The organism is Marivirga lumbricoides, from assembly GCF_014636295.1.
GTDB lineage: Bacteria > Bacteroidota > Bacteroidia > Cytophagales > Cyclobacteriaceae > Marivirga > Marivirga lumbricoides.
Genome location: NZ_BMEC01000021.1, coordinates 1 through 26,039 on the forward strand (window position 1 = coordinate 1; position 26,039 = coordinate 26,039).

The following is a 26,039-nucleotide window of genomic DNA, read 5'->3' on the forward strand; positions in this document are numbered from 1 at the left end:
CATGATGCCCTGGGGAAAATGGCACCGATAGAATTTTCAGAATTTACCTCTGTTGGCGGTACCGCCAACAGAGGTAAAACTGTAACTTCTGACAAATAAACAGTTCTAATTAGGGGAAGCCTACACTTATAGCCAATGTGTGTGCCCAGTATGGGCATCTGGTATCGAAGATATCATATTATTCCAGAGGGTGCAATGCCAGTGCCGAAAAATCGGCATCCCTTACAGGCAAGTTGGTGAAGCCTGTTAGTAAGCCGCAAAGCCCGTCACCAACAATTTCTACTAGGTAGATGCCTCAGGAATCGGTGGAAGGAATATGTTCTTATCCCGCTAGGGCGGGACAGGCTCTGGGGAGGTCTTGGAATAGATTCGGTTTCTATGAGCCAAGAAGTAACGCTAAAGACGTCATTTTCAATCAGCAGAAGTCATAGTAGTCCCGCTCCAGCGGGATGAAGGACGGAACGTCAGGTGATTCGAAAATCCGATAGGGAGGCTTTGCTAGCCCTATCCCAAAAGTAGAATTGAGGTATAGCTGGTGTAAAGAGTGGCTATATTATGCTTGACGAACCGCTGTATACGAGATCCGTATCCGCTAGTCAGTGGATGAGAGGTGCACCCCCGAAAAAAAATCGGGGCAGGCTGTGAGCTTAGGGCTCACGGCCGTCTACTCGATAGTGCGTTCGTTATTTCCTCACCTTTTTGGGGCATTCATTTGAAGTTATAGCTCTAAGGTCTTCCTTAACAGAGGAAATCATTTCTGCCACTATAAGATTACTTAAATCCTCAATTGTAGCTGTATTAATATTCAGATTATTGTGTGGCCCAGTCTTACCTGTATCTAGTAAAATGGAGTTTGAATCGTCCTCAAATGAGGTACTTGGATAAGTGTATTTCATTAGTTGATTCATAGTTCAAAGTTAATTAAAAATATTTCTGAAAAAAAGTTTGATTTAATTCTGGGTCAAAATAATGTTTTCTCTTTATCCAAATAAAACCATCTCCTTTTGTTATGACAGCTATATCGACTGGTCCACCAACACTTTCCTCCGCCATTGTGAATCTACGTTTTAAATAAGTTAGATAAACTAAGCTTTCTGCCATTTCAGAAAGGTCCTCTTTTGAAAGCTGAGAAACCGCTCCCATTAATGGTTGAACGTATTTCTGATTAACTATATTACTAAACTGTTGTTGATATTTTTGGATATAATTGTTGACATTCATTTTATTTAATGATGCACTCACTTCTTTTGGCATGCCATTAATGGATTTTATTTCCGAAAGGAAGTTATTTAAAAAACTACCAAAAACCTTTGAAGAAAGGTGATTTAATTCAGGACTAATACCTTGGAGAATAGTATCAATAACATCTGTTTGGGCAAAAGGACGAATACAAGCGTTATTATTATTGTCAATTATGCCAACTTTGCTTTTGTCTACCTCGAACCTAAGACAGTTTTCGATGACAATAGAAACATTGACAGGTATTAAACTAGGGAAAAGTTCGGTTTCGCCATATCCTGTAAAGATTAAGCCTGTATACTGTATAAATTGATCATGTTTAATATATTCAATATATGCATTTAACAAAGAGTTAGAAATATTCTTTTCTTTGAAATCAAAGGCTGTACTATCCTTTAAAATCTTCACGATTTGCGGGAGAAAGGATTTTAATTTTTCTTTGGCTTTTGAAACATCCAATTCGCTCAAACTCGATATTTTTGAGTGTTTAGGAATTTCTTTTTTTATGTATTCGGATAGAAAAGAAACTAATTTTTCCTCTAATTTATCCTTTGATCCCTTGTTGTTTCTTATTGTATCGTTCAGAGTTACCTGAACAAATGAGAGAAAGTCCGAAAATAGATAATCATCATTTGTGTCATTAGCAAAATAATTGTTTGTTTTCAACCAGTCAAAAAATTCATTCTTGTAATCTTCAAGCTTTGGAAAACTTTTTTTATCTATGTGTTTTCTGAACTCTTTTATCAGTATTTCCCAGGGAATACCCATGAATTGAGCACTATTATAAATAGCTATCCCAACTGGGAAATATTTAGATAATGTAAATATTTTATTTGCAGAATTGTAGACTTTTCTATTCTGTACTCCACTTACAGTAACGGCACTATCTGCTGCAATTGCTACACCTTGTTTATTTAAAATTCCCGCAACGGCTGTCATATTGTTTCTATTTTGATTGAAATAAATTTTGGTATATATATATAATTTTTTAAACTACTGATTTATGTCTGTCCCTTCAATATATATAATAATTTCTTTATGATGATTAAAGACTTTAAATAATTTCAACACTTGCTCTGAAAATGAAGCACAACAATTCGCTAAATACACCTTGGGGTGTATTTAGCCACATTATACTCTTAGCAATCTAATAGATTTTTTATTTTATTAAAAGTATGAGGGGCCATATGAGTGTAAATTTCTTGAATGAGTTTAAGTTTGAATTTAAGAGTACATTGCATGGTAAATGCATGGCTCACTCCCCTCGATTCAATCGAAGGGGAGAAGTCGTTTCAACTGCTAATCCGTCACGGTGAAATGCAGAAGCTATGTTTTCAGTTATTGCCTTAGCAGGATATGCAATCTTTAGTAACATGCGCCAGTGAATTGGAATGCTAAATCATTTTAGCTATCTTTGGTTTCAACCAAATTTTAAAATTGATATGAAAATTTTCAATTCCCCCCAACTGCTTAATGCTAAGCTAGCATTAATTGCACTCCTTTTTTTTAGCTTTTCTTCAATGGCACAAACGGTGATGTTCGATGATTTTAATTATTCGGGCATCAATGATAATCAGTTTTCTACATTTAATAAGTGGAACATTGTGTCTGGAGTAAGTGGTCCTCCGGAAGGTGGGTTGTACAGTAGAAATAATGTGGGATTTACCAATGATCCTGCTAATCCATCCAACAGGCTGATGACATTAAGCACTACTGTTAACGGTACAACAAAGGCAACTACACACGCCAGAGTGGAAGCTGCAGGTTATGAGTATTTCGAAGGCACCTATGCAGCACGTGTTTATTTTTCTGATATTCCCTTCACCTATAAAGATGCTAATATTCAGACTTTCTATACTATAGTGAGCTCTTCTCTCGCACAGGATGGTTCAAAATATAGCGAGCTGGATATTGCAGAATATATGGCGGCTGATAAATGGGGTATTTCACCTGATAATCCGGTATTGTATACAACCTCCTACCATAAATACATTGCCGTTCCCTGGACGCCCTGGAAAACGTATAATGCTATCACCGGATCACAAGCAGGCTGGCACACATTTGTGGCAAGTTGCACTGATGGCGTAAACATCAGGTATTTTATGGATGGCAACCTAATTGCTACACATTCGGTAACCGACAATGAAACGCAGGCCGGACTGCCGGTATATCCAAGAAGCAATATGCACGTAGCCTTTGCCAACTGGATTTGGAATAACGTAACCGGCTCCAGCACAGCCAACAGAACCACCACCATGCAGGTGGACTGGACAGCGTACTTCAAAGATCAGGATTTAACACCTGCTCAGGTAGAGTCACAGGTGGCTGCATTTAGAGCAGAAGGCTTGCAAAGACGAAATCTTGTGGGGCAAACTCATTATGGAGCAGTTAATCCTCCGCCACCACCTTCGTTTAGTAAATTGATACAGGCAGAAAGCTATAATTCCATGCAAGGCGTGCAATTGGAAGGTACCACTGATGTAGGCGGTGGACAGAATGTAGGTTGGATAGATAATACCGATTGGATGTCTTATTACGATATTGAAATACCTGCTACAGGCCAATACCTGGTAGAATACAGAGTAGCAAGCCCTCAAAGTTCAGGTATTGTGGCGCTTGATCTTAATGGTGGTGCTATTTCATTGGGTGCTGTTGCAGTACCTAATACAGGAGGATGGCAAAACTGGACAACCATTTCCCACACAGTCAATATGAATGCCGGCACTTATAATGTCGGAATCTATGCATCTTCAGGTGGTTTCAATCTCAACTGGTTTAAAATATCCAGCGTCAGTAATACTGCAAATGCTCAGGTAGTAACAAATGAACTGGCAAAAGAGGTAACAATTTATCCTAATCCTGCTTTTTCTAAAATCAATTTCTCATCACAGGACTATTTTGGAGCAACGGTGCAGATTTTAAATGCTGAAGGCATTTCACAAATTAAATCTACCGTTTCAGCAGATGGTATAGATATTTCCACGCTAAAACCTGGTTTGTATACTTTAGTGATTACTAAGGACGGTGAGCAAATCCTGGAAAGGTTTATCAAGAAGTAAGTATATAGCCTGAGTTCGACTATCAAAGGTGGCGTCCTCGCTAACGCGGGCAGGCTATGCCGCAAAATTAAGATTAACTTTTTTAAAAAGTCTTAATTTATGCTTCCTGTGCCGTCCAATCGGTATATCTCATTCTATAATACTCTATGAGGTTAAGGGTACCTATTCTAACGAGACTTCAAAGCGTGTTTTAAAATCGAACTCAGGTTATAAAGCGTAAGATTATAAAGTACAGGCTCTCGGGTCTGTGCTTTTATTCTTATGAAGTTATTAGGCATATTATCCAACACCTGAGAAAAGTATACCATTCTCAATATCAAACCAGACACCTATAAATATAATTATTCCGTGTCATCAATAAGTACCATAAGCACTTTTTTAGTTTTAAGACGTCCTGAATTTATTGCTCCATACAGCTACAAAACAATGCCATTTAGCTAAATAAAGTGTTATGCTTAGGTTTTTCTTCTCATTAATAGGAAATTGATAAAATACCCGGACGTCTTTTTTCAGAACAGTAATAAAAGGAAAAATATATGAATATACTTTTAACTGATTAGGTCTTATCCTTTTCCCTTTTCAATGTTTAATTATTACCATTTTAACCAAAATAAAAATGAAACATTTTTCGATCAAAAATTATTTAAGCAGGCTAAGCAAAGTTTCGAGCTTTAGCAGAACTGCATATTTACTCTTTTTCTTGCTGTGTTGCTTCCCCTTTTTAAGCAATGCACAGGTAACCCCACAGGTACCTGCCACTACTGCCGACCATAATAAACAGGTAATTGGATACCTCACCCAATGGGGCCCCTGGAAGGATGTGGCAGGTCTCATTCCGAAAGGAAGCCAAAATCAATTGAATATAGACTATTCTCAGTACACGATCCTCAATTTTTCTTTCTTTGGTGTTGCTGTGGACGGGTCTGTCCACAGTGGGGATTACCGTAATCCCAACATTGCTCAGGAGGGTGTTGATCAGCAACCGGCTCCCCTCATCAATGATGATATCTATAGCAGCTGGGACAAATTCCTGCTGTATGGAGAACTGGAGGTGCTGTACCATGTGGCTGATGGAAGTTCTGCTTATAACCAGGGCTACCGTAATTCCGGTGGGGGATGGACCAACATTGAAACAGGTGAGTCCGGAGCCTTTCCGCTGTCAGTTCATAAAGAGGGTGGACCAGAGGGAATGCTGGCTTTATGTAAAGAATATGGTGTAAAAGCCATGGCTTCAATAGGCGGATGGAGCATGGGAAAACATTTCCCGGAGATGGCCGCAAATCCTACCAAAAGAGCAAGATTTATTGAAGACTGTAAAAAGCTTATTGCCCTTGGCTTTGATGGCATTGACCTGGACTGGGAATATCCCGGCCACGAGGGAATGAATTTTACAGGTTCACCGGCCGATTTTACGAACTTCGCTATATTGTTAGAAGACATTAGGGCGGCCATAGGTCCTGATAAACTTATTACTTCTTGCTTTGCAGCAAATCCAGCGAAGTTACAAGGTTTTAACTGGTCCAGAATAGATCAGTCGATGGATTATTATAATATCATGACTTATGATTACAATGGAGGATGGTCGAACAAAGCAGGCCATAACTCTCCGCTATACGATTATTCGGGTGCTGAATATGAGGGGTTTACAGTTGACGCAGCAGCTCAGGCGATGAAAGCAACAGGTATTCCTTTACATAAAATCAACCTTGGAGTAGCTTTTTATGGTAGAGGAGTAGTTACCGATGGCCCTGCTGCGCTTAATGCACCTACCGTAAAGGTACAGACTAACATAGAGCCGGATGGTTCTGTCCTGACAGCTGCCGATTTTAGCAACTGGCCTAAAAATGTATGGGATGGCACACCCAATTACAATGCAGTGGTAGCCAATACCGGTGATTGGGTGGACCACTGGGACGATGAAGCAAAGGTGCCTTACAAAACAAAAGGTAACTATTTCTTAAGTTATGACAACGAAAGGTCTATTGAGGAAAAGGCAAAGTATATTAATCAGGAGCAATTGGGAGGTGTAATTGTCTGGCATGTAACTGGCGACTGGTTGGATCTTACCTCCAATACCACCACATATGGTGGAAAGTTGGTTTACAGCCCCAATACAAAAGCACCTTTAGTGAATACGGTAAACAAAGTATTTGCAGAAGGAAGTACAGGAAACCGAAACCCAACAGTGGCTTTATCATCTCCGGAAGCGAATACAACTTATCCTTCCGGTAGTGCTGTTACTATTGAGGCAAATGCCAGCGATAGCGATGGAAGTGTGACCAAAGTTGAATTTCTGGTAAATGGAACAGTAGCAGGTACTGATACTAGTGCTCCTTATAGCTTTACAGTAACAGACTTAGCAGATGGTAGCTATAGCATTAGCGCCAGAGCTACTGATAATGAAGCGGCCACCGCTACTTCAACGAGCGTAAATGTAATAATTGGTGAGTCTGATAATGAAGCACCAGTGGTAAGTATTACCACTCCGGTCAATAATGCTAAGATAACAGAAGGAAGTGCCATCAATATTACAGCTTCGGCCAGCGATAGTGACGGATCCATCATTAGCGTACAGTTTTTAGTCGATGGATCATTGGTAGGCGAAGCGACAAGTGCACCCTATACTTTTATTTGGAATAATACCGCAGTGGGCAACTACACTCTTACGGCAGTAGCCACAGATGACGAAGGAGCTTCTACCACTTCAGCAGCGGTATTGGTAGAAGTAGAAGAAAATACCGGCAGCGACTGTGACGTACCAGCCTGGGATCCGGCAAAAGCCTATAATGGAGGAGCGCTTGTATCTTATGAGGGCAACACCTATGAAGCAAAATGGTGGACGCAGGGAGATAACCCCGCACAGCCAGTTGATGTGGGAGTATGGAAGCTGATTGGTCCTTGTGGCGATGGAGAAGAGCCTGAAAATCAGTCGCCAACAGTGAGCCTGAGCTCGCCAGCAAACAACGCTGCCTTTGAAGCAGGTGTTTCACTGAGCATAACAGCCACAGCCACTGATTCGGATGGTACGGTATCTAAAGTAGAGTTCTTTAACGGAACCAGCAAGTTGGGAGAAGATACAACAGCACCTTATTCCTACAGTTGGAGTAATGTAGCGGAAGGTACTTACACTCTGACAGCCAAAGCTACAGATAACGATGGATCCGTTAGCACCTCGGCAGCAGTAAACATTGTGGTGGAGAGTGGAGATGTGGTAGTAGATCCGGAGCCATGTACTGGAAGCGGCAAGCGTATAGTGGGGTATATGCCGAGCTGGTCTGGTACAGCCCAAGCTATTCAATATAGCAAACTTACGCATATCATGTACTCCTTTATTCGTCCTACCACTACGGGGGGATTAACAGCAGTGGAAAACCCGCAGAAGTTAAGCGATATTGTTAGCCTTGCCCACCAGAACGGAGTAAAAGTAGCCATAGCTGTAGGGGGATGGAGCGATCTGAACAATACGGATTTTGAAACGATGGCAGCCAATGCTACTTACCGTCAGAATTTCATTAACAACTTAGTATCACTAATAAACAATTACAATCTTGATGGAGTGGATATGGACTGGGAGTATCCGGCAGGCGGGCAAAACCCAGCGAACTTTGCGACACTAATGCACGAGTTAGCTGTTACACTACATGCCAGTGGTAAAGAGCTTTCAGCAGCCGTAGCAGCTTATGGGTATAATGCAGATGCAGTATTGAACAGTGTGTTCAACGATGTGGACTTTTTAAATCTGATGGCCTATGATGGAGGCGATGGTGCAAGCCATTCCCCTTATAGCTATGCAGAAACCACGCTGAACTACTGGCTAAACAGAGGATTGCCAGCCAGCAAAGCCATACTGGGAGTGCCATTCTATGGGCGTCCAACCTGGAAGAGCTACCAGACCTTATTGGCAGAAGGGGCTGATCCATATGCAGATATTTTTAATGGAGTGTACTACAATGGTATCAACACCATAAAAGCGAAGTCAGAACTGGGAGCGCAACAAGGAGGCGGCATCATGATCTGGGAAATTACGCAGGATGCTGTAGGACAGTATTCTTTACTAAGCGCGATCAATGAAGTAATTCAGCCATGTGATGGCGGGGGTACGGGTACAGCACCAACCGTAAGCCTTACTTCACCTTCATCAGGCGCTAATTTTGCATCCGGAAGTAATGTAAATATTACAGCAACTGCCAGTGATTCAGATGGTAGTGTAACCAAAGTGGCTTTTTATGCCGGTAGCACCCTCTTAGGAGAGGATACCACAGCGCCTTATAGTTTTAGCTGGACAGCAGGTGCGGACGGAACGTATGAGCTGAAGGCAATTGCGACTGATAATGATGGAAAATCTTCTTCCGCATCGGTGAATGTCACAGTAGGTGATATCAGCTGTTCAGTGCCAGCATGGAGTGCAACGGCTGTTTATACAAAAGGGATGCAGGTGTCATATAATGGAAATACTTATGAAGCCAAGTGGTGGACGCAAGGTGAGAATCCAGCTCAGGCCGGAGAGTGGGGAGCATGGAAGCTATTAGGCTCGTGCGGTGCCAATTCTTTAATGGTGGGGCCAGAAACCAATGCAATGAAGATGCAGAGTTTAGAGTCAGGATTACGAATTTACCCTAATCCATCAAAGGCCGGAAGTGTAGTTCAGCTAAAATTTAGCAGCGATATCAAAGAAGCTAAAGTGTATATCCAGAACATGGTAGGCGAAAGAAGCTATTCTGAAACCCTAAGAAGCAATAATGGTATTTTAGAAGTCAAAATACCTGAGTTGCCAAGTGGCCTCTACATCTTTAAAGTGGTGGCTGGTGACAAAATGTGGACTGAAAATCATATAATCAAATAATCATCATAATAACGAGAGGGTATCTATTCAACGGATAGCTCTCTTGTTTTATTCACATCTTGAATTACTTACCATAGGGATCATCAATGATAAATTATATTTCCCTGCTTTAGGTATTTTTTATTTTCGACAAACAAACCAAATTAATTATGGAAAAAAGATTTTTAACTCTTTTACTATGTCTTTGCATGTCCATAGGTGTGCAGGCACAGTATCAATTCCCGGCCTGTTGGGCTTCCTGGAATTCAGGAACTACCTATACTGGCGGAGATCAGGTTTCTTACAATAATGGTAATTATGAGGCAAAATGGTCCACCGATACGCAGCCGGGCTCAGATGGCTCATGGACGCTTGTAAGTAAGTGTGGTGACGGAGGTCTTGGTGAAGATTATACCGGTCCTCAGAGAATTATCGGATACCTTCCTACCTGGATTCCTGATTATGATATCAGTACTTTTGATCCTTCAGTTGTAACGCATGTTAACATTGCTTTTATGATGTTTCAACAAAACAATAACAACTATGGCAGTGCCGATTTTGCTTCAATAGCTTTTAATGCTACAGAAGCCCGAAAGGTAGATTCTGTGCTTCATGATCTTGGCGTACTCCAAAGAGCCCATCAGAAAGGTGTAACAGTCTCTGCTGCCCTTGGTGGAGCAACGGATTATGCTTTCTTATGGCTGATGGAAAAATACTATAACAATGATGCTAAGCTGGAAGAAATTGCTAATCTTATTGTGAATTATGTGAATACAAATAATCTCGATGGAATTGACCTTGATCTGGAATGCTGGTGGGCAGATGCTGCTATTACAGGAACTGTAGAGATAGGAGGCCGTGTTCGGGGCGATAAATGGGGTGGTACAGATGAGGGGCCTCATGAAGCAGCCCTTGGCTTAACAAGGCTTACACAAAAGTTAAGGTTAAAAATGCCTGATAAGCTTATTTCAGGAGCTGTTTTTGGCACTTCCTGGTATGGCAATAACTACGATGATGCCATGGCTGAGTACATGGATTGGGTGGGTTTAATGACTTATGACTTCACCGGCAGCTGGAATGAATCTCCAAAAGGACCCCATTCCGCTCTCCACACAGTTCAGCCAGGTACCTACACAGGGCAAAGTGCCAACAACCCCATTTATTCAGCGGAAGATGCGCTGGAGTATTGGATGGGACTTGCCCCTGCAGCCTGGAATCACGATGGCGGCTTTAACATACCCAAGTCGAAACTGGTAATTGGAGTGCCCATGTATGGCTATGATCTGTCTACCAGAAAACCCAATAATGGGAATGGATTTTTGTTCATTCCTTATAATAAAATTGTGGCCCAGTACCCTAATGCGCCTACGAATTACGATCCAAAAGACCCTTATAATATGGGTGGTTTCATAGGGGCAGACGGAAAGCAAATTTATTATGAAACTCCAAAACGAGCAGCTGCAAAAATTGAATATACTAAAAGTCATGGCCATCAGGGGGTGATAGTATGGGAATTGACACAGGATCTGCCGTTTAATAATAACGGCAGCCTTTTAAAGGCAATGAATGAAGCTGCCGGAACTGGTGTGGAGTTGAATGCTAAACCTACTGTGTCCTTATCATCTCCGGAAGCGAATACAACTTATCCTTCCGGTAGTGCTGTCACCATTGAGGCAAATGCCAGTGATAGCGATGGAAGTGTGACCAAAGTTGAATTTCTGGTAAATGGAACAGTAGCAGGTACTGATACTAGTGCTCCTTATAGCTTTACAGTAACAGACTTAGCAGATGGTAGCTATAGCATTAGCGCCAGAGCGACTGATAATGAAGGCGCCACCGCTACTTCAACGAGCGTAAATGTAATAATTGGTGAGTCTGATAATGCAGCACCAGTGGTAAGCATTACCACTCCGGTCAATAATGCTAAGATAACAGAAGGAAGTGCCATCAATATTACAGCTTCGGCCAGCGATAGTGACGGATCCATCATTAGCGTACAATTTTTAGTCGATGGATCATTGGTAGGCGAGGCAACAAGTGCACCCTATACTTTTATTTGGAATAATGCCGCAGTAGGCAACTACACTCTTACGGCAGTAGCCACAGATGACGAAGGAGCTTCTACCACTTCATCAGCAGTACTGGTAGAAGTAGAAGAAAATACCGGCAGCGACTGTGAGGTACCAGCCTGGGATCCGGCAAAAGCCTATAATGGAGGAGCGCTTGTATCTTATGAGGGCAACACTTATGAAGCGCAGTGGTGGACGCAGGGAGATAACCCCGCACAACCTGTTGATGTCGGAGTATGGGAGCTGATCGGTCCTTGTGGTGATGGGGATGAGCCTATAAATCAGGCGCCAACGGTAAGTCTTACTTCACCCTCACCAGGAGCCAATTTCACATCGGGCAGCAGTGTTAATATTACAGCAACTGCCAGTGATTCAGATGGTAGTGTAACAAAAGTGGCTTTTTATGCCGGTAGCACCCTCTTAGGAGAGGATACTACAGCACCTTATAGTTTTAGCTGGACAGCAGGGGCAGGCGGAGCTTATGAGTTGAAGGCAACTGCGACTGATAATGAAGGGAAATCTTCTTCAGCATCAGTAAATGTCACGGTAGACGATATAGGCTGTACTGTGCCAGCATGGAGTGCAACGGGTGTTTATACTAAAGGAATGCAAGTGTCATATAATGGAAATACCTATGAAGCCAAGTGGTGGACGCAAGGCGAGAATCCGGCACAAGCCGGAGATTGGGGAGCATGGAAGCTATTAGGTTCCTGCGGTGCCAGTTCTTTAATGGTAGAATCAGAGTCCAGTGCCATGAAAATGCAAAATTCAGAAACAGGATTACGAATTTATCCGAATCCATCAGCAGTCGGAAGTGTAGTTCAGCTAAAATTTAGCAGCGATATCAAAGAAGCCAAAGTGTATATCCAAAGCATGATAGGCGAAAGAAGCTATTCTGAAACCCTAAGTAGCCAGAATGGTATTGCAGAACTCAAAATACCTGAGTTGCCACGTGGTCTCTACATCATTAAAGTGATATCTGGCGACAAAATGTGGACGAAGAATCATGTGATTAAGTAATAACTAATAATATTAATACTAACGAGAGGGCATCTATTCAAAGGATAGCCCTCTTTTTCTTGTTTTCTTCTTTGGGAAACCGAAGTTTTTCAAAGCTTTGATAATTTTGGTTGAATGATATAAAAGTAGTTGAAGCGAGATATAAGAGGTTTCACTAAGAAAGACAAAAATTGGAATTATTTCAAAAGTTCATTCAAGAATAACTCCGCCAATTTCGCTTGAAGCGAAAAAGCGGGGAGGAGGGTAAAATGGCGGGTCAGCGTAGGGTTTAGAGGGCAGTAGCATCATTTTACCTAGATTTTTTGTATACTTTTTCATCAATGGAAAAAGTATAAAGCATTCATTAAGCATAAATCATCAATTTTACAGCTATATACAACTGTAAAAAAGTTACTTTAACCTATCAAAATGCATTTATAGTTTTACCGAAGAAGATAGTAGCAAATTTAAAATCCAACTCAGGCTAATAATACTAACGAGAGGGTAGCAATCTAACAGATAGCCTTCTTTTTTTATTTATTGATAATCAATTAGTTATAAAAGGGTGGGTAGGAATTGGATAATAAATTTTCCGAGCTTATGGATATTTTTTTGATTCTAAATTTACTCTCTCGATCGGGACCATATTTTTCAGAAAAAAGAAAATTAACCTGTGCTATCACAGCGGTATACGTAATCTCATTTTATTTAAATTGGGAGATATGCCGATTGATCGGCACAGGCAGCATAAATTAAGACTTTTGGGAAAAGTAAGTCTTAATTTTGCCCCGCATTAGCGGGGATGCCATCTTTGGTAATCGAGTTCTGATTTTCAAGGCTCGGATTAATTATAAAGAGACCGCTATATTTTATCCATCCCAATGAGATCTTTAATCATCTTTTGGTAATTTCTGCCTATAGGCAATACCTTGTTTTCTACGCGTATATCGTTTCCTTCTAATGAGTTAATTTCATCAATGGCCACTACAAAAGACCTGTGTATCCTGATAAATCTGTCAGAAGGCAATATTTCTGTGATGCTCCTAAGGTTATGGTGGGTAATGTAGTTGCCAAGTCTTGTAACTACCCTTACATAGTCTTTCAGACTCTCTATGTACAATATATCACCGAAATTTACTTTAATCATTTTCTTATCTACCTTTATGAACATGTGGTTGTTCTCCTCTCTTTGAGGCTCATTTCGGGAAGAAAGTAGTTTGAAGTGTCCTGTTACCTTATCTATAGCTTTTATGAATCGTTGTAGCGAGATGGGTTTCACTAAATAATCAAAAACATCCAGCTCATAGCTTTCTACGGCATACTCCCTGTAGGCTGTAGTAATAATAACCAGTGGTTTTTTTTTCAGACTTTTAATAAAGTCTATTCCGGTAATTTCCGGCATATTAATATCCAGAAACATGAAATCAATTTGCTCATTCTTTAAAATGTTAAATGCTTCCATGGCATCATTGCAATTGGCAACTACTATTAGGTCAGAAAAAGACCTAAGGTGGTTGTTAATCACATTTCTACCTAGTGGCTCATCATCCACTATTATGCATTTAAGCTTCATTTAACAGAATTTTTAAAGAAATCATATATCGCTCGCTGGTATCATCTATTTCCAGTGAGAAATCTTTGTCATAAAGAAGTTCCAATCTTCGTAGCGTATTTTGAATTCCTATGCCACTACTACCTTTCTGCTGCTGCAATAAGGGCTTTTTAGTAGTGCTTTTTGAATTTATAACACTGAAATATAATGTATTTCCTTCAACTTTCAATTGTATTCTGATGGGTTTCTCGCCACTTATATAACCCGTTCCATGCTTAAAAGCATTTTCAATGAAGGGCATTAATATGAGTGGAGGTATCTGCTTATTACTTATATCCCCGGAGATTTCCAGTATAGCAACCTGAGGATTCCCATACCGGATAGTTTCCAGATCTATATAGGTCTGAATATGTGCTATCTCTTCAGTGAGGCTTACTTTTTTGTCTTTTCCTTTATAGATCACATGGCTCATTAGTTCGGAAAGTTTAAGAACTGTCTCCGGTGCCTTTTCAGATTTATCGAGCGTAAGTGAATAAAGGTTATTTAAGGTATTGAAAAAGAAATGAGGCTGAACCTGCGACCTTAAAAATGAAAGTTCAGTTTCATGATTTCTTCTTTCCAGCTCTCTTGCCCGGCGTTGAGAGCCCACCCAGTCTATAGTAAGTTTAATGGCAGTAGTAAGCCCTATTACATAAAGTTCCCCAATAGCTACTGCCAAAATATAATTGAGTCCAAATAAGGACTGGTCTTTTACCACGGATTCGCGCCATATTTCAGTAGTCACTAAATAATATGTCAATACTATTCTTATTAAAGACATAACTATTAATGCCAGGCCTAAAAATGTGAGGTAACTTCCTAGTTTGTTGGGAATAAATTTTGGAAGCAAATAATAGAGGTTGAAATAAACCAGTACCAGGTGGATAGGAAACTCTACCAGATTGGATCTTAAAGAATAGGCATAATCATTAAAGTAATTTCCCCAGCGCAAAGTATTGAAGAGAAAATAACCCACCCAGAAAAGGGTATGGTAAACGATAGGTTTCTTAAGGTAAGTGATCAGGTTCTTCAAGCTATCCTTACTAAAATGGTCTTCAAAAAAGAGAGAAAATGCCTGCATTAAATACTGTTTTTAAGCTTTCTTTAAGCCAAAAATAGTAAAATATGATGGAGCTAAACCGCCTGAAACTGATGATAACCGCCTGATTGTGATGGTTTAGCTACAGACATTATCCAAACATCTACAAGATATATCCATTTAGCTAATAAGTAAGCCCACACTTCATTTTTATTTTTTTCATGCTCAAATTGGAAGTCTAAACCAACCTTTTTATCTATGAAAAATGTTTTACTAACATGTCTTTTCGTTACACTGCTTGTATCAGGCGTAAAGGCTCAAATTAAGGTGTCCGGTACAGTTACAGATGCGGTTGAGAATACTCCCATTCCGGGAGTAAATATACTGGTAAATGGAACTGATTCCGGTACTACCACTGGTTTAAATGGTGAATACACCATTGAGGCGCCATCAGAAGATGCTGTATTAGTATTTTCATTTATTGGTTACAAAACGCAGCAGGTAAAAGTAGCCAATCAATCCACTCTTAATGTAGCGCTGCAGCAAGATGTAATGCAGTTAGGTGAAGTAGTAGTAACCGCCCTCGGCATTGAAAAAGAAGAGAGAGGCCTTACTTACTCTACGCAACAGCTTTCAGGAGATGAGTTGACTACTGTAAAGGAGCAGAACATGATCAATAGCCTCGCTGGTAAAACGGCTGGCCTTAACATCACAAGAACTTCAGGCGGTGTCGGTGCCTCATCAAGGGTTTTACTTCGGGGCAATAAGTCAATAAGCGGAGCTAATCAGCCATTGTATGTAATTGATGGTATTCCGATGAATAGCAACAATTTAGGAAGTGCTGGTGGCTTGTATGGAGCAGTTGATAATGGCGATGCTATTGCCAACCTTAACCCTGAGGATATTGAAAGTGTTAATGTGCTAAAAGGAGCTTCGGCTGCTGCGCTGTATGGCAGTCAGGCTGCTAACGGAGTGATTCTTATCACCACAAAAAACGGAAAAAAAGGAGTGAGTCAGGTGAATTTTTCATCCTCCGTAACCTTTGAAAGTCCTTTATTAACCCCGGATTTGCAAAGTGAATATGGCCAAACTGCTCCGGGCGAATCTTTAGATACCTGGGGTCCCAAAAATGGCACAGCTAGCAAGGATCATGTAGACGATTTTTTTACTACGGGTTCTTTATTTATAAACAGCGTGTCTGCGAGCAGTGGAAATGATGCCGGCCAATATTATGTTTCATTTGCCCGTACGGATGCAAAAGGTATAGTTCCGGAGAACTCTATGGATAAGAATAACTTCATGGCCAGATTAAAAGGGACGGTATTTAATAACGTAACTGTTGATGCCAGTGCGAACTTTTTAAATCAAAAAATCAAAAATACACCTCAGCCGGGATTCTATAATAACCCTGTATTAACCACCTACACATTTCCGGAGTCAACGGAGCGTTTTAATTATTACAAAAATAATTATGAGGTATATGATGCCAGTCGGAACTTATATGTTCAGAACTATCCTTATGCCATGATAAACCAGCGATACATTTCTGACAGCCCTTATTGGATTGTTAACAGGCAACCTAATGATAGCTGGAGAAATAGAGGTATCTATAAACTGGCCGTTACTGTGCCCATAATAGATGGACTTAAGGTGATGGGACGTGTTAACCTTGACAGAGTGGATGATAAATATGAGCAAAGATTATATGCAGGGTCGTCCACCATTGCTGTAGGCGCAACAGGTGATTATCTGACCCGCAGCCAGACTTCCAGCCAATTGTACAGTGATGTTTTATTAACCTTCGATAAAGAACTATCCGATAAGTTTGATCTCAACAGCACCATCGGCTTTAGCAATACCTATAACCACCTGGATAGTTTAAAGATATCATCCATAGGAAATAATTCTGAATTATATGTTCCTAACCTGTTTTCAATACAAAATTTAACGGATGGTTATGTGGCTAATGAAGGAGCAGGAGAAACGCTGCTTCAAGCGGCATTTGTGACAGCCACTTTAGGATATAACCGAATGCTATATGCAGATTTTACCTTAAGAAATGAATGGTCCTCTACTTTAGAGGTTGATAATAATGATTTCTTATATCCTTCTGCCGGGCTTACCTTTGTTCTGACAGAACTCATAGGACAAAGTAGTTTTCTGAGTTTTGCCAAGTTGCGGGGATCGTACAGCGAAGTCGGTAATGCGCTCCCTTTTGGTGTTGCTTTTACCGCGCCAAGGCCTATCAATGCAGGAACATTTGGAGCCCCTTTAAGCTCCCCCATCCCGGGTTCCTATCTTATTCCTGAAAGAAATAAATCTACCGAGTTAGGTGCCAAGATAAGCTTTTTTGAAACCAAACTAAATTTAGACCTCACCTGGTATAATAATAGAATTGAAGATCAGTTTTTCAGCGTTGCTGCTCCTTCAGGTAGTAATGTACAATCCCTATATATCAATGGCGGAGTGGTGAGAAACAGGGGTATTGAAGCGGTTTTGGGGTATGATGTACTTAATACTGGTGGATTGAGATATACCACTTCGGTAAATTTTGCTACCAATAACAATGAAGTACTGGAGATTTCCTCATTGTTGGAAGATAATAAGTTTATTGTAACAAGATATATTGATACTAAACTGATTGAAATCAGGGTGTCTCAGGGTGGATCTTACGGAGATTTCTATGGAAAGGATTATGTGCGTGATGAGAATGGTAACCCTATAGTAACCAGAACAACAGATGCTGAAGGAAATGAGGAAATAACGGTAGAAAAAACAGCAGATCTTGTGTATATGGGCAACCCTAATCCTGATTGGCAAATGGGCTGGCAGAATGCATTCTCCTATAAAAACTGGAATTTCAAATTTTTAATAGATGGTAAATTTGGCGGGGAAGTAGTATCCCAAACAGAGGCTTATTTAGATCAAATTGGTAGAACGCAAAAAACGGCAGATGCCAGAAATGCCGGAGGAGTGAAAATTGGTAATGAAACAGTGGATGCAGCAACTTATTACAAAATTGTAGGGGGTGATGATGCACCAGTTTCGGAATATCTGTATGATGCTACTAATATTAGATTGAGGGAAATTGCATTAGGATATACATTGCCGTCCAACCTGCTGGGAGGAGCCATTAAGAAATTAACACTCTCTGCCATTGGAAGAAATCTGTTTTTCTTTAAAAATGATGCCCCGTTTGATCCTGAGATTTCTGCAGGATCAGGAAATCAACTTCAGGGATTGAATACATTTTTGATACCTTCTACCAGGTCTTATGGTTTTAGTCTTAACGCTACTTTCTAATATTAAACAGTCGAAAATCATGAATAGAATTAAATTTTATACAATAATAGCTGTCATATGCACTGTATTGTTCGGGTGTGATGATATGATGGAAGATATGCAACAGAACGATAAAGCCTTTAATGAAGAATTGGCTAACGGGGATGCCGTTGCGATACGCGGATTAATCAATACTGCACAATTTAACATTAATGAGCTTACCACTAGCTGGACTTATCAGGTAGAGCAGAATTTAAATGCTGATCATTTCTCCGGATACATGATGTCGGCTAATCCATTTGGAGGGGGAGGCCACAACGCACATTATTTAATGAATGATGGATGGAATAATTTTGTGTATTCCGTGGCAGATAAAACACTGCAGCAGGTCAATCAACTCAAAAGAGATGCGCTACCTACATACCCTGACTATTATGCTTATGGATTAGAGCTAAAAGTGCTGGCAGCCCTGCCTATGGTGGATGCTTTCGGGACATTTCCTTATACTGATTACGGATCCGGTATCAATGTAAAGTGGGACAACCTGGATGAAATTTATACTGCAATGGTGAATGAAATGACTTCCGTGGTGGACACTTTATCACTTTATATGGAAGGAAATGCAAGAGAGGATTTAGCTAACCGGATATCCAGTGATGTGTCATCATATAACAGTAATTACCTCGCTTTCATCAAACTGGCAAATTCTATCAAGCTACGCCTGGCTATAAGGATGTCCAACGCGGCTCCGGAAAAAGCAAAAGCCATTGCAGAAGAAGCAGTAAATAATGAATATGGAGTGATTGATGAAAGCGTTGGAAATTTCTCTATAAGCACAGCTAACTATGTTCACCCGTTAAATACTATCGCTGGCTGGGGAGATATTCAAATGGGAGCTGATATGGAGTCATTTTTAGCAGGATATGAAGATCCAAGACTTCCTAAATATTTCACTAAGACGGAAGACCCTGCAGTAATAGCTGAAGGCTATGATTACAAAGGTATCCGCCAGGGGGCTTTATTTGATGCAGGTGTGTATACTGCTTATTCGAAGCCGAACTTTGAGAAAAATGCACCGATGGTTCTTTTTACAGTTGCTGAAAGTTATTTCCTTAAAGCAGAAGGGGCCTTGAAAGGATGGAATATGGGTGGTGACCCCAAAAGCTTGTACGAGGCGGGCGTAACAGCATCTTTTCAGCAGCATGGAGTAAGTGGGGTAGAAGACTACCTTCAAAGCTCTTCTACCCCAATGGACTATATTGATCCTAAAAACGAAAAATTTAGCTTCCAGGCTACAACAGATGTTACCCCTCAGTGGGAGGATGCAGTAGGACAAGAAGAGCAATTGGAGAAAATAATCACGCAGAAATGGCTGGCCCTCTATCCTGATGGAGCTGAAGCATGGGCGGAATTTAGAAGAACAGGTTATCCTAAATTAAAAACTATTCCATCCAATTTGAATACAGCAATTTCATCGGGGCAATTTATTAAAAGACTACCTATTCCTACAAGTTTTAAAAACCCTTCCCCTACACAATATGATGCAGCCATCTCCTCCTACTTCGGAGGGAATGACAATGCAGCTCAACCAGTATGGTGGGATGTAGCAGAATAAGGAATAGTAGGAACAATTTCTTGTAGTCATTAAGTCAGGCTGAATAATTAGTTTAGGTTATTGTTCAGTCGGCTTTCTGAAGTATTGATAAAACAAACATATGCAGGTTGCCATAGGCATCGATATTGGCGGAACGGGTACAAAATTAGGCTTAGTGACAAGAGAGGGCAGGCTGTTAAGCAAAAGCAGGTTCTCTACCAGGCACTACCCTTCGTCTATACTTTTTTTGGATCAGTTGAAAAAGGAAATTTCACAGTTGTTGGAAGTGGGAGACTATACTGAACTTGTCGGTATAGGATTGGGAGCCCCGAAAGCCAATTACTTTACAGGTATTATCAATGGAGCAGCTAACTTAAGCTGGGATAAACCTGTAGAGATCCAAACTTTTCTGCAGGAGCGTTTTCAGGTGAATGTGAGGATCACCAATGATGCCAATCTGGCCGCTCTGGGAGAGAAGGAATTTGGCCATGCAAGTAGGCTTAAAAACTTCCTGTCAGTAACATTGGGCACCGGGCTTGGCTGTGGCATTTTTGTGAATGGCTGCTTGCAGCATGGTGAGTCTGATCTGGCAGGAGAGCTGGGTCACACTACTGTGAAGAGAAAAGGAAGAGAATGCAATTGCGGCAAACGCGGCTGTCTGGAAGCCTACGTTTCTGCCAATGGGATGGTAAGAACAGCCCATAAAGTGATGTCCAAATATAAAAATGACAGCCTGATGAGAAATATGATGCAGGAAGAGCTGACACCTGCTGCTATAGATCGACTGGCAGAGCAGGGAGATGCTTTAGCCTTAAAAGTGATAGAGAAAACAGCAGACATTCTGGGGTATAAGCTATCGGATATGGTAGCTATGTACAACCCTGAGGCAATCATACTGGCGGGAGGAATAGCCAATTGTCAATTGTTATACGCCCCTACCTTATCCAGTATTAAAAAGTACATCTATAAAACGTATGATCATCCCATAAAATTAATGAAGTCTGCTTTTAAAGATGATGAATTAGCCGTGCTAGGCGCAGGTGCCTTAATATGGAGGCATCTGGAAGAAGAATTGAAAATAGTTAATTAGATATAAAAATAATAAGCATATAAAAGGGCACGGGTATGCTCTTGATTAAAGACCAAAGATTATGAAAACTTTAGAAACCTATAGAAGTATTGCGCATCAGCCGGTAGGCGCAAACGAGAAAACTAAATTTGAAAAGATTCACTCAGAAGTGTTTGACAGTTCATCAGAGGCTTCTAATTCTGTAGCAATGGAGATAGCTAATCTCATACAAGAAAAGGAAGAGAAAGGAGAAATGTGTGTGTTAGGACTTGCTACAGGGTCTTCCCCAACTTCTGTCTACAACGAGCTGGTGCGAATGCATAAAGAAGAAGGGCTAAGCTTTAAAAATGTAGTTACTTTTAATTTGGATGAGTACTTTCCTATGGAGCCGGATTCCTTACAAAGTTATGTGAGGTTTATGAACGAATATCTTTTTGACCATGTGGATATTAAGAAAGAGAATATCCATATTCCGGATGGTACTTTGCCTTATGAGTTGGTAGAATCATTTTGCCAGGAATACGAGAAAAAGATTAAGGCATTAGGAGGTATTGATTTACAGGTATTAGGTATAGGCAGAACCGGACATATTGGTTTTAATGAGCCGGGTTCCCATATTAATTCCAAAACGCGTATGATCAGCCTGGATCATATTACCCGGCTTGATGCTGCCAGTGATTTCTTTGGAGAAGAGAATGTACCTCGCAGAGCTATCACTATGGGAGTAGGCACCATTATGCAGGCAAAACGCCTTATATTGATGGCCTGGGGCGAAGGGAAGGCTCAAATCATTCACAGAACAGTGGAAGGAGAGGTGTCGGATTCTGTACCGGCTACCTACCTTCAAAAGCATACAAACGCCACCATAGTGCTGGACGAAGCTGCTGCTGCTGAGCTGACAAGAGTAAAAACACCCTGGCTGGTGCAAACATGCAAGTGGGAGAATTACCTGGCCAAAAAAGCAGTGATCTGGCTTAGTATGAAATTAGAAAAGCCTATTTTAAAGCTTACAGACAGGGATTATAATGATCATGGAATGAGTGACCTGGTAGCTGAGCATGGACCTGCTTACAATATTAATATTCAGATTTTCAATGAGCTGCAGCATACTATTACAGGCTGGCCGGGAGGAAAACCTCATGCTGATGATACCTACAGGCCTGAAAGGGCAACGCCTGAAAAAAAACGTGTCGTTATATTCAGTCCCCATCCGGATGATGATGTGATATCTATGGGAGGAACCTTCATCCGCTTAGTGGATCAGGGGCATGATGTGAATGTAGCCTACCAGACCTCGGGTAATATTGCCGTTTTTGACGAAGATGTGGTGCGTTTTGCTGACTTTTTTCAGGATTTTAATTCTGTGTATAACAATAGCGAAAAAGGAGAAAGCATCTATAAAAAGATTGTGGACAGTATTAAAAATAAAAAGCCGGGCGATGTGGATAGTCCTTTAGTACAATCTATCAAAGGATTGATTAGAAGAGGAGAAGCAAAAGCAGGATGCAGGTACGTAGGCTTACCAGATGACAAAGCACATTTTCTGGACATGCCATTTTATGAAACAGGACTTGTGAAGAAGAAGCCATTAGGTGAGGAGGATATTCAAATCATCATGGATTTGCTGAGAGAAGTTAAGCCACATCAAATTTATGCTGCCGGAGACCTTTCTGATCCGCACGGAACGCATCGGGTATGTCTCAATGCTATATTCCAGGCCATTGATCGACTGAAAGAGGAGGAATGGATGAAAGATTGTTGGGTATGGCTTTACAGAGGCGCCTGGCAGGAATGGGATGTGAATGACATTGAAATGGCAGTTCCTGTAAGTCCTGAAGAACTCATCAGGAAAAGGAAAGCTGTTTTTAAACATCAGTCCCAAAAAGATACAGCGCTTTTCCCCGGAGCAGACCCCAGGGAGTTTTGGATGAGAGCGGAAGACAGAAACCATGCAACAGCCAAAATATATGATATGTTAGGTTTACCTGAGTATGAAGCTATTGAGGGTTTTAAGAGGTATAAATTTTAATCTTCGTCTAATGAGTATAAAAGGTTTTTTATTGAGTGTCGCTTTATTATTTGGTAGTAGTGTTTTGTTATGGGCACAGAAAACTGATAAAGAGAACCAGGCACTTATGCCTTATCCTCAGGAGATCACTGAAGGGACAGGGAAATTCAGGCTTAACAAAGATTTTTCCATTTATGTAAATGCTGAGGCGCATCCTCGTTTGTTTCAGGCTGCCACCAGATTTATGCGCAGGCTGGACAGTAGAACAGGCTTATTTTTTACGCAGCATATGGTAACACCTCAGTCGAAAGGACAGGCGAATTTTTCGATTCAGGCAGCAGAAAATGCAGCAGTAAAGCTGGGCATGGATGAATCTTATGAGCTGACCGTATCCAAGGATGCTATACAACTTAAAGCGCCAACCGATATAGGTGCACTTAGGGGTTTGGAGACCTTGCTTCAGCTAGTGCAAAGTGATGGAGAAGGTTATTACTTTCCGGAAATGGAGATAACGGATAGTCCCCGTTTTCCCTGGAGAGGACTGATGATAGATGTTTCCCGTCATTTTCAGCCTATGGATGTCATCAAAAGAAACATTGATGGTATGGCGATGGTGAAATTGAATGTACTGCATTTACATTTGGTAGATGATCATGGTTTCCGAGTGGAAAGTAAGGTGTTTCCTGAGTTGACTGCTAAAGCTTCAGACGGTGAATTTTTTACGCAGGATGAGATTCGGGAGATCATACAATATGCTAATGATCGGGGTATTCGTGTAATGCCGGAGTTTGATGTGCCGGGACATGCCTCTAGCTTTTTAGTGGCTTTCCCTGCTTTAGGCAGCGCACCGGGGCCATACTCGTTGCAGCGCCATGCAGGAATATTTGATCCTACGCTGGATCCTACCAATGAAGATACATATACTATGTTGGATAAGCTGTTTACCGAGATGGCTGCACTTTTTCCGGATGAGTATTTTCATATTGGAGGAGATGAAAATGAAGGACATCACTGGGATGCCAATGAGGAGATTCAACAGTTTATGAAGGAGAAGGGATTGAAATCCAATCATGAGTTGCAATCATATTTTAATAGAAAGCTATTGACTGTTTTGCAGCGTGAAGGTAAAAAAATGATGGGGTGGGATGAGATTTTGCAGCCTTCTCTGCCTACTTCTGCCCTTATTCATTCTTGGAGGGGCCAGGAAGGATTAGCGGAAGCTGCCAAAGCAGGCCACAAGGCTATTCTTTCAAACGGGTATTATATTGACTTGATGTATCCGGCAGCGCAACATTATTTAAATGATCCTATACCTGCTTCCTCCACACTTTCGGACAAGGAGAAGAAAAACATATTGGGTGGTGAAGCCACTATGTGGACAGAGCTGGTTACACCTTTAACCATTGATTCTCGCATATGGCCAAGAACGGCTGTTGTAGCAGAACGCTTATGGTCTTCTGCTGAAGTACAGGACGTGGAAGATATGTATGTCCGATTAAATGGTATCAGTCTGAAACTGGAAAGAGAAGGGTTAACACATATCAGAAACAGGGATGTTATTCTGAGAAACCTGGTAAATGGGCGGGATATTTCCTCTTTAAAGGTATTAGCGGATGTTTGCGAGCCAATGAAAGGGTACACCAGAAACCCTGAAGGTACTTTATATGCTACTTACTCTCCCTATACGCTGTTTGCTGATGCATGTATCGCTGACGCACCAGATGCACTTGTATTTAATCAAATGGTAGAAAAATACCTTACCACAAAAGGCGAATCTTCAGAACAGATAGAGGCTTATTTGCATCAATGGCATCAGAACCATGAACGGCTACTGCCTGTCATAAAAGCAAATCCGGTATTGCTGGAGGTGAAAGACCTTTCTTTGAATCTGTCAAGAATCTCAATGGCAGCTTTGGATGCACTGAGTGGTAAAGTGGACAAAATGAGTGAACGGGAAAAAGTTAAATGGTATAATAATGCGGTAGCGATTTTAAAAGAAAGCAGACAGCAGGGTGGAAGAACAGAGCTACAGGTGGTAAATAGTATAGAAAAAATTATAAAAAATAAGCGGCAATATTTAGAGTAGTTGGTACAAAGGAAAAGTCATATTAATAGGGAGCTACAGCAGGATGAAAACTGCAATATTATTAATTTCAGTAAACACACAATCTGTTGAGTAAAAGTGATCGATTATTATCTCTTGATGTATTTAGAGGTATTACAATAGTAGGCATGATCATAGTGAATGATCCGGGATCGTGGGAGGCTATTTATATGCCTTTTAAACATGCAGAGTGGAACGGTTGTACACCAACAGATCTTGTTTTTCCATTTTTCCTTTTTATTGTAGGGGTAGCCATAAGTTTAGCACTTAAAAACGCGAAGGAAGATGTTTCCAGACACAATACAACACTTTGGCATCTACTTAAAAGAAGCGGCACCTTATTTCTAATAGGCTTGTTTTTAAATGCTTTTCCTGAGTTCCATTTAGAGTCGCTGCGGATTCCCGGGGTATTGCAGCGTATCGCTATAGTATTCTTTATAGGTTCTGTTTTTTATCTTAAAACTAACTGGAAAACACAAGTTGTAGTAGCAAGCATGCTCTTATTAGTTTACTGGGCTTTAATGATGCTGGTGTCTGTTCCCGGAGTGGGCATCGGGATGTTAGAGCCGGGCAGAAATCTTGCGGCTTTTGTAGATGAATTACTGCTAAAGGGACATATGTGGGCTTCTACCGAAACATGGGATCCGGAAGGTATATTAAGTACTTTGCCAGCTATTGCTTCAGGCCTTTTCGGTATATTGGCAGGCCAATGGATCAGGTATAAGCAGGACAAAAAAGAAATGTTATTGTGGCTATTTTTCGCAGGTAATATCTATATAGTGCTAGGGCTTTTATGGGACTTATCTTTTCCCATCAATAAAAGTTTATGGACCAGTTCTTACGTGGTATTTACCACCGGTATAGCGCTTAATTTATTTGCCATGCTGTACTGGTTGCTGGATATACGGAAAAATCGGTCTATCTTTTGGAAGCCTTTCGAGGCTTTCGGAACCAATGCTATTTTTGCTTACATTTTATCTGTATTATTACAATGGGTATTAGGTGTAACATTACAAAATCGGGTCTATCATGCATTAGTGGCTATTACAGGTAATGATTACCTTAGCTCCCTGATATGGGCTTTATTATTTACCGCAATCATGCTTATTCCTGTTTGGGTTTTATATAGAAAAAGAATTATCATAAAGGTTTAAAATTATATTG

Annotated in this window: 13 protein-coding genes; 9 read left to right on the forward strand and 4 right to left on the reverse strand. The window is 40.8% G+C overall.

All coding sequences use genetic code 11. The features are described from left to right. Positions 1-683: 683 nt before the first annotated feature. On the reverse strand, positions 684-896 hold the full coding sequence (locus IEV85_RS23120; protein ID WP_229712705.1) for a hypothetical protein: 213 nt from the start codon (positions 894-896) through the stop codon (positions 684-686). A gap of 25 nt (positions 897-921) precedes the next feature. Then, the gene (locus IEV85_RS23125) at positions 922-2,178 is read right to left on the reverse strand and encodes a hypothetical protein (protein WP_188467649.1); all 1,257 of its coding nucleotides are present in this window, start codon (positions 2,176-2,178) and stop codon (positions 922-924) included. A 503-nt stretch (positions 2,179-2,681) separates the two neighbouring features. Here IEV85_RS23125 and IEV85_RS23130 point away from each other — a divergent pair. The 3 genes from IEV85_RS23130 (at position 2,682) to IEV85_RS25170 (ending at position 12,209) form a co-directional block, all read left to right on the forward strand. Beyond that, entirely contained in the window at positions 2,682-4,298 is a 1,617-nt protein-coding gene (locus tag IEV85_RS23130; RefSeq protein WP_188467650.1) for a carbohydrate-binding protein, read from the forward strand. Between the two features lie 616 nt (positions 4,299-4,914). After that, positions 4,915-9,141, forward strand: a complete 4,227-nt coding sequence (locus tag IEV85_RS25165; protein WP_188467651.1) for a glycosyl hydrolase family 18 protein — start codon at positions 4,915-4,917, stop codon at positions 9,139-9,141. A 149-nt stretch (positions 9,142-9,290) separates the two neighbouring features. Further along, positions 9,291-12,209: an Ig-like domain-containing protein gene (locus IEV85_RS25170; protein WP_188467652.1), complete on the forward strand. Its 2,919-nt coding sequence runs from the start codon at positions 9,291-9,293 to the stop codon at positions 12,207-12,209. Between the two features lie 841 nt (positions 12,210-13,050). On the opposite strand, the gene IEV85_RS23145 is transcribed toward IEV85_RS25170, so the two are convergent. Both IEV85_RS23145 and IEV85_RS23150 read right to left on the reverse strand, forming a co-directional pair. Next, positions 13,051-13,761 (reverse strand): LytR/AlgR family response regulator transcription factor, encoded by a 711-nt coding sequence (locus IEV85_RS23145; RefSeq protein ID WP_188467653.1) that lies wholly within the window; start codon positions 13,759-13,761, stop codon positions 13,051-13,053. Continuing rightward, complete coding sequence (locus IEV85_RS23150; protein ID WP_188467654.1) at positions 13,751-14,860, reverse strand: sensor histidine kinase; 1,110 nt, start codon at positions 14,858-14,860, stop codon at positions 13,751-13,753. The genes IEV85_RS23145 and IEV85_RS23150 overlap by 11 nt, the downstream gene beginning before the upstream one ends. A 216-nt stretch (positions 14,861-15,076) precedes the next feature. On the opposite strand from IEV85_RS23150, the gene IEV85_RS23155 reads away from it, so the two are divergent. The 6 genes from IEV85_RS23155 to IEV85_RS23180 all read left to right on the forward strand — a co-directional run bounded on the left by IEV85_RS23155 (position 15,077) and on the right by IEV85_RS23180 (position 26,029). Beyond that, entirely contained in the window at positions 15,077-18,121 is a 3,045-nt protein-coding gene (locus tag IEV85_RS23155) for a SusC/RagA family TonB-linked outer membrane protein (RefSeq protein ID WP_188467655.1), read from the forward strand. Positions 18,122-18,140: 19 nt separating this feature from the next. Then, the gene (locus IEV85_RS23160) at positions 18,141-19,715 is read left to right on the forward strand and encodes a SusD/RagB family nutrient-binding outer membrane lipoprotein (protein WP_188467656.1); all 1,575 of its coding nucleotides are present in this window, start codon (positions 18,141-18,143) and stop codon (positions 19,713-19,715) included. A 100-nt stretch (positions 19,716-19,815) separates the two neighbouring features. Continuing rightward, a complete protein-coding gene (locus tag IEV85_RS23165) occupies positions 19,816-20,784 on the forward strand; it encodes an ROK family protein (RefSeq protein ID WP_188467657.1) in 969 nt (322 codons plus the stop codon). Between the two features lie 61 nt (positions 20,785-20,845). After that, positions 20,846-22,792 carry a glucosamine-6-phosphate deaminase gene (gene nagB / locus IEV85_RS23170; protein WP_188467658.1) on the forward strand — a complete coding sequence of 649 codons (1,947 nt, stop codon included), beginning with the start codon at positions 20,846-20,848 and terminating at the stop codon, positions 22,790-22,792. A gap of 10 nt (positions 22,793-22,802) precedes the next feature. Beyond that, the gene (locus IEV85_RS23175; protein WP_188467659.1) at positions 22,803-24,857 is read left to right on the forward strand and encodes a beta-N-acetylhexosaminidase; all 2,055 of its coding nucleotides are present in this window, start codon (positions 22,803-22,805) and stop codon (positions 24,855-24,857) included. Between the two features lie 86 nt (positions 24,858-24,943). Continuing rightward, the gene (locus IEV85_RS23180; RefSeq protein ID WP_188467660.1) at positions 24,944-26,029 is read left to right on the forward strand and encodes an acyltransferase family protein; all 1,086 of its coding nucleotides are present in this window, start codon (positions 24,944-24,946) and stop codon (positions 26,027-26,029) included. Positions 26,030-26,039 lie beyond the last annotated feature (10 nt).

Excerpts from the sequence above, each read along its gene's own strand:
- IEV85_RS23150 (WP_188467654.1), bottom strand. The coding sequence starts at position 14,860 with ATGCAGGCATTTTCTCTCTTTTTTGAAGACCATTTTAGTAAGGATAGC.
- IEV85_RS23125 (WP_188467649.1), bottom strand. The coding sequence starts at position 2,178 with ATGACAGCCGTTGCGGGAATTTTAAATAAACAAGGTGTAGCAATTGCA.
- IEV85_RS23145 (WP_188467653.1), bottom strand. The coding sequence starts at position 13,761 with ATGAAGCTTAAATGCATAATAGTGGATGATGAGCCACTAGGTAGAAAT.
- IEV85_RS23155 (WP_188467655.1), top strand. The coding sequence starts at position 15,077 with ATGAAAAATGTTTTACTAACATGTCTTTTCGTTACACTGCTTGTATCA.
- IEV85_RS23120 (WP_229712705.1), bottom strand. The coding sequence starts at position 896 with ATGAAATACACTTATCCAAGTACCTCATTTGAGGACGATTCAAACTCC.
- IEV85_RS23130 (WP_188467650.1), top strand. The coding sequence starts at position 2,682 with ATGAAAATTTTCAATTCCCCCCAACTGCTTAATGCTAAGCTAGCATTA.
- IEV85_RS23165 (WP_188467657.1), top strand. The coding sequence starts at position 19,816 with ATGCAGGTTGCCATAGGCATCGATATTGGCGGAACGGGTACAAAATTA.
- IEV85_RS25170 (WP_188467652.1), top strand. The coding sequence starts at position 9,291 with ATGGAAAAAAGATTTTTAACTCTTTTACTATGTCTTTGCATGTCCATA.
- IEV85_RS25165 (WP_188467651.1), top strand. The coding sequence starts at position 4,915 with ATGAAACATTTTTCGATCAAAAATTATTTAAGCAGGCTAAGCAAAGTT.
- IEV85_RS23160 (WP_188467656.1), top strand. The coding sequence starts at position 18,141 with ATGAATAGAATTAAATTTTATACAATAATAGCTGTCATATGCACTGTA.
- nagB (WP_188467658.1), top strand. The coding sequence starts at position 20,846 with ATGAAAACTTTAGAAACCTATAGAAGTATTGCGCATCAGCCGGTAGGC.
- IEV85_RS23175 (WP_188467659.1), top strand. The coding sequence starts at position 22,803 with ATGAGTATAAAAGGTTTTTTATTGAGTGTCGCTTTATTATTTGGTAGT.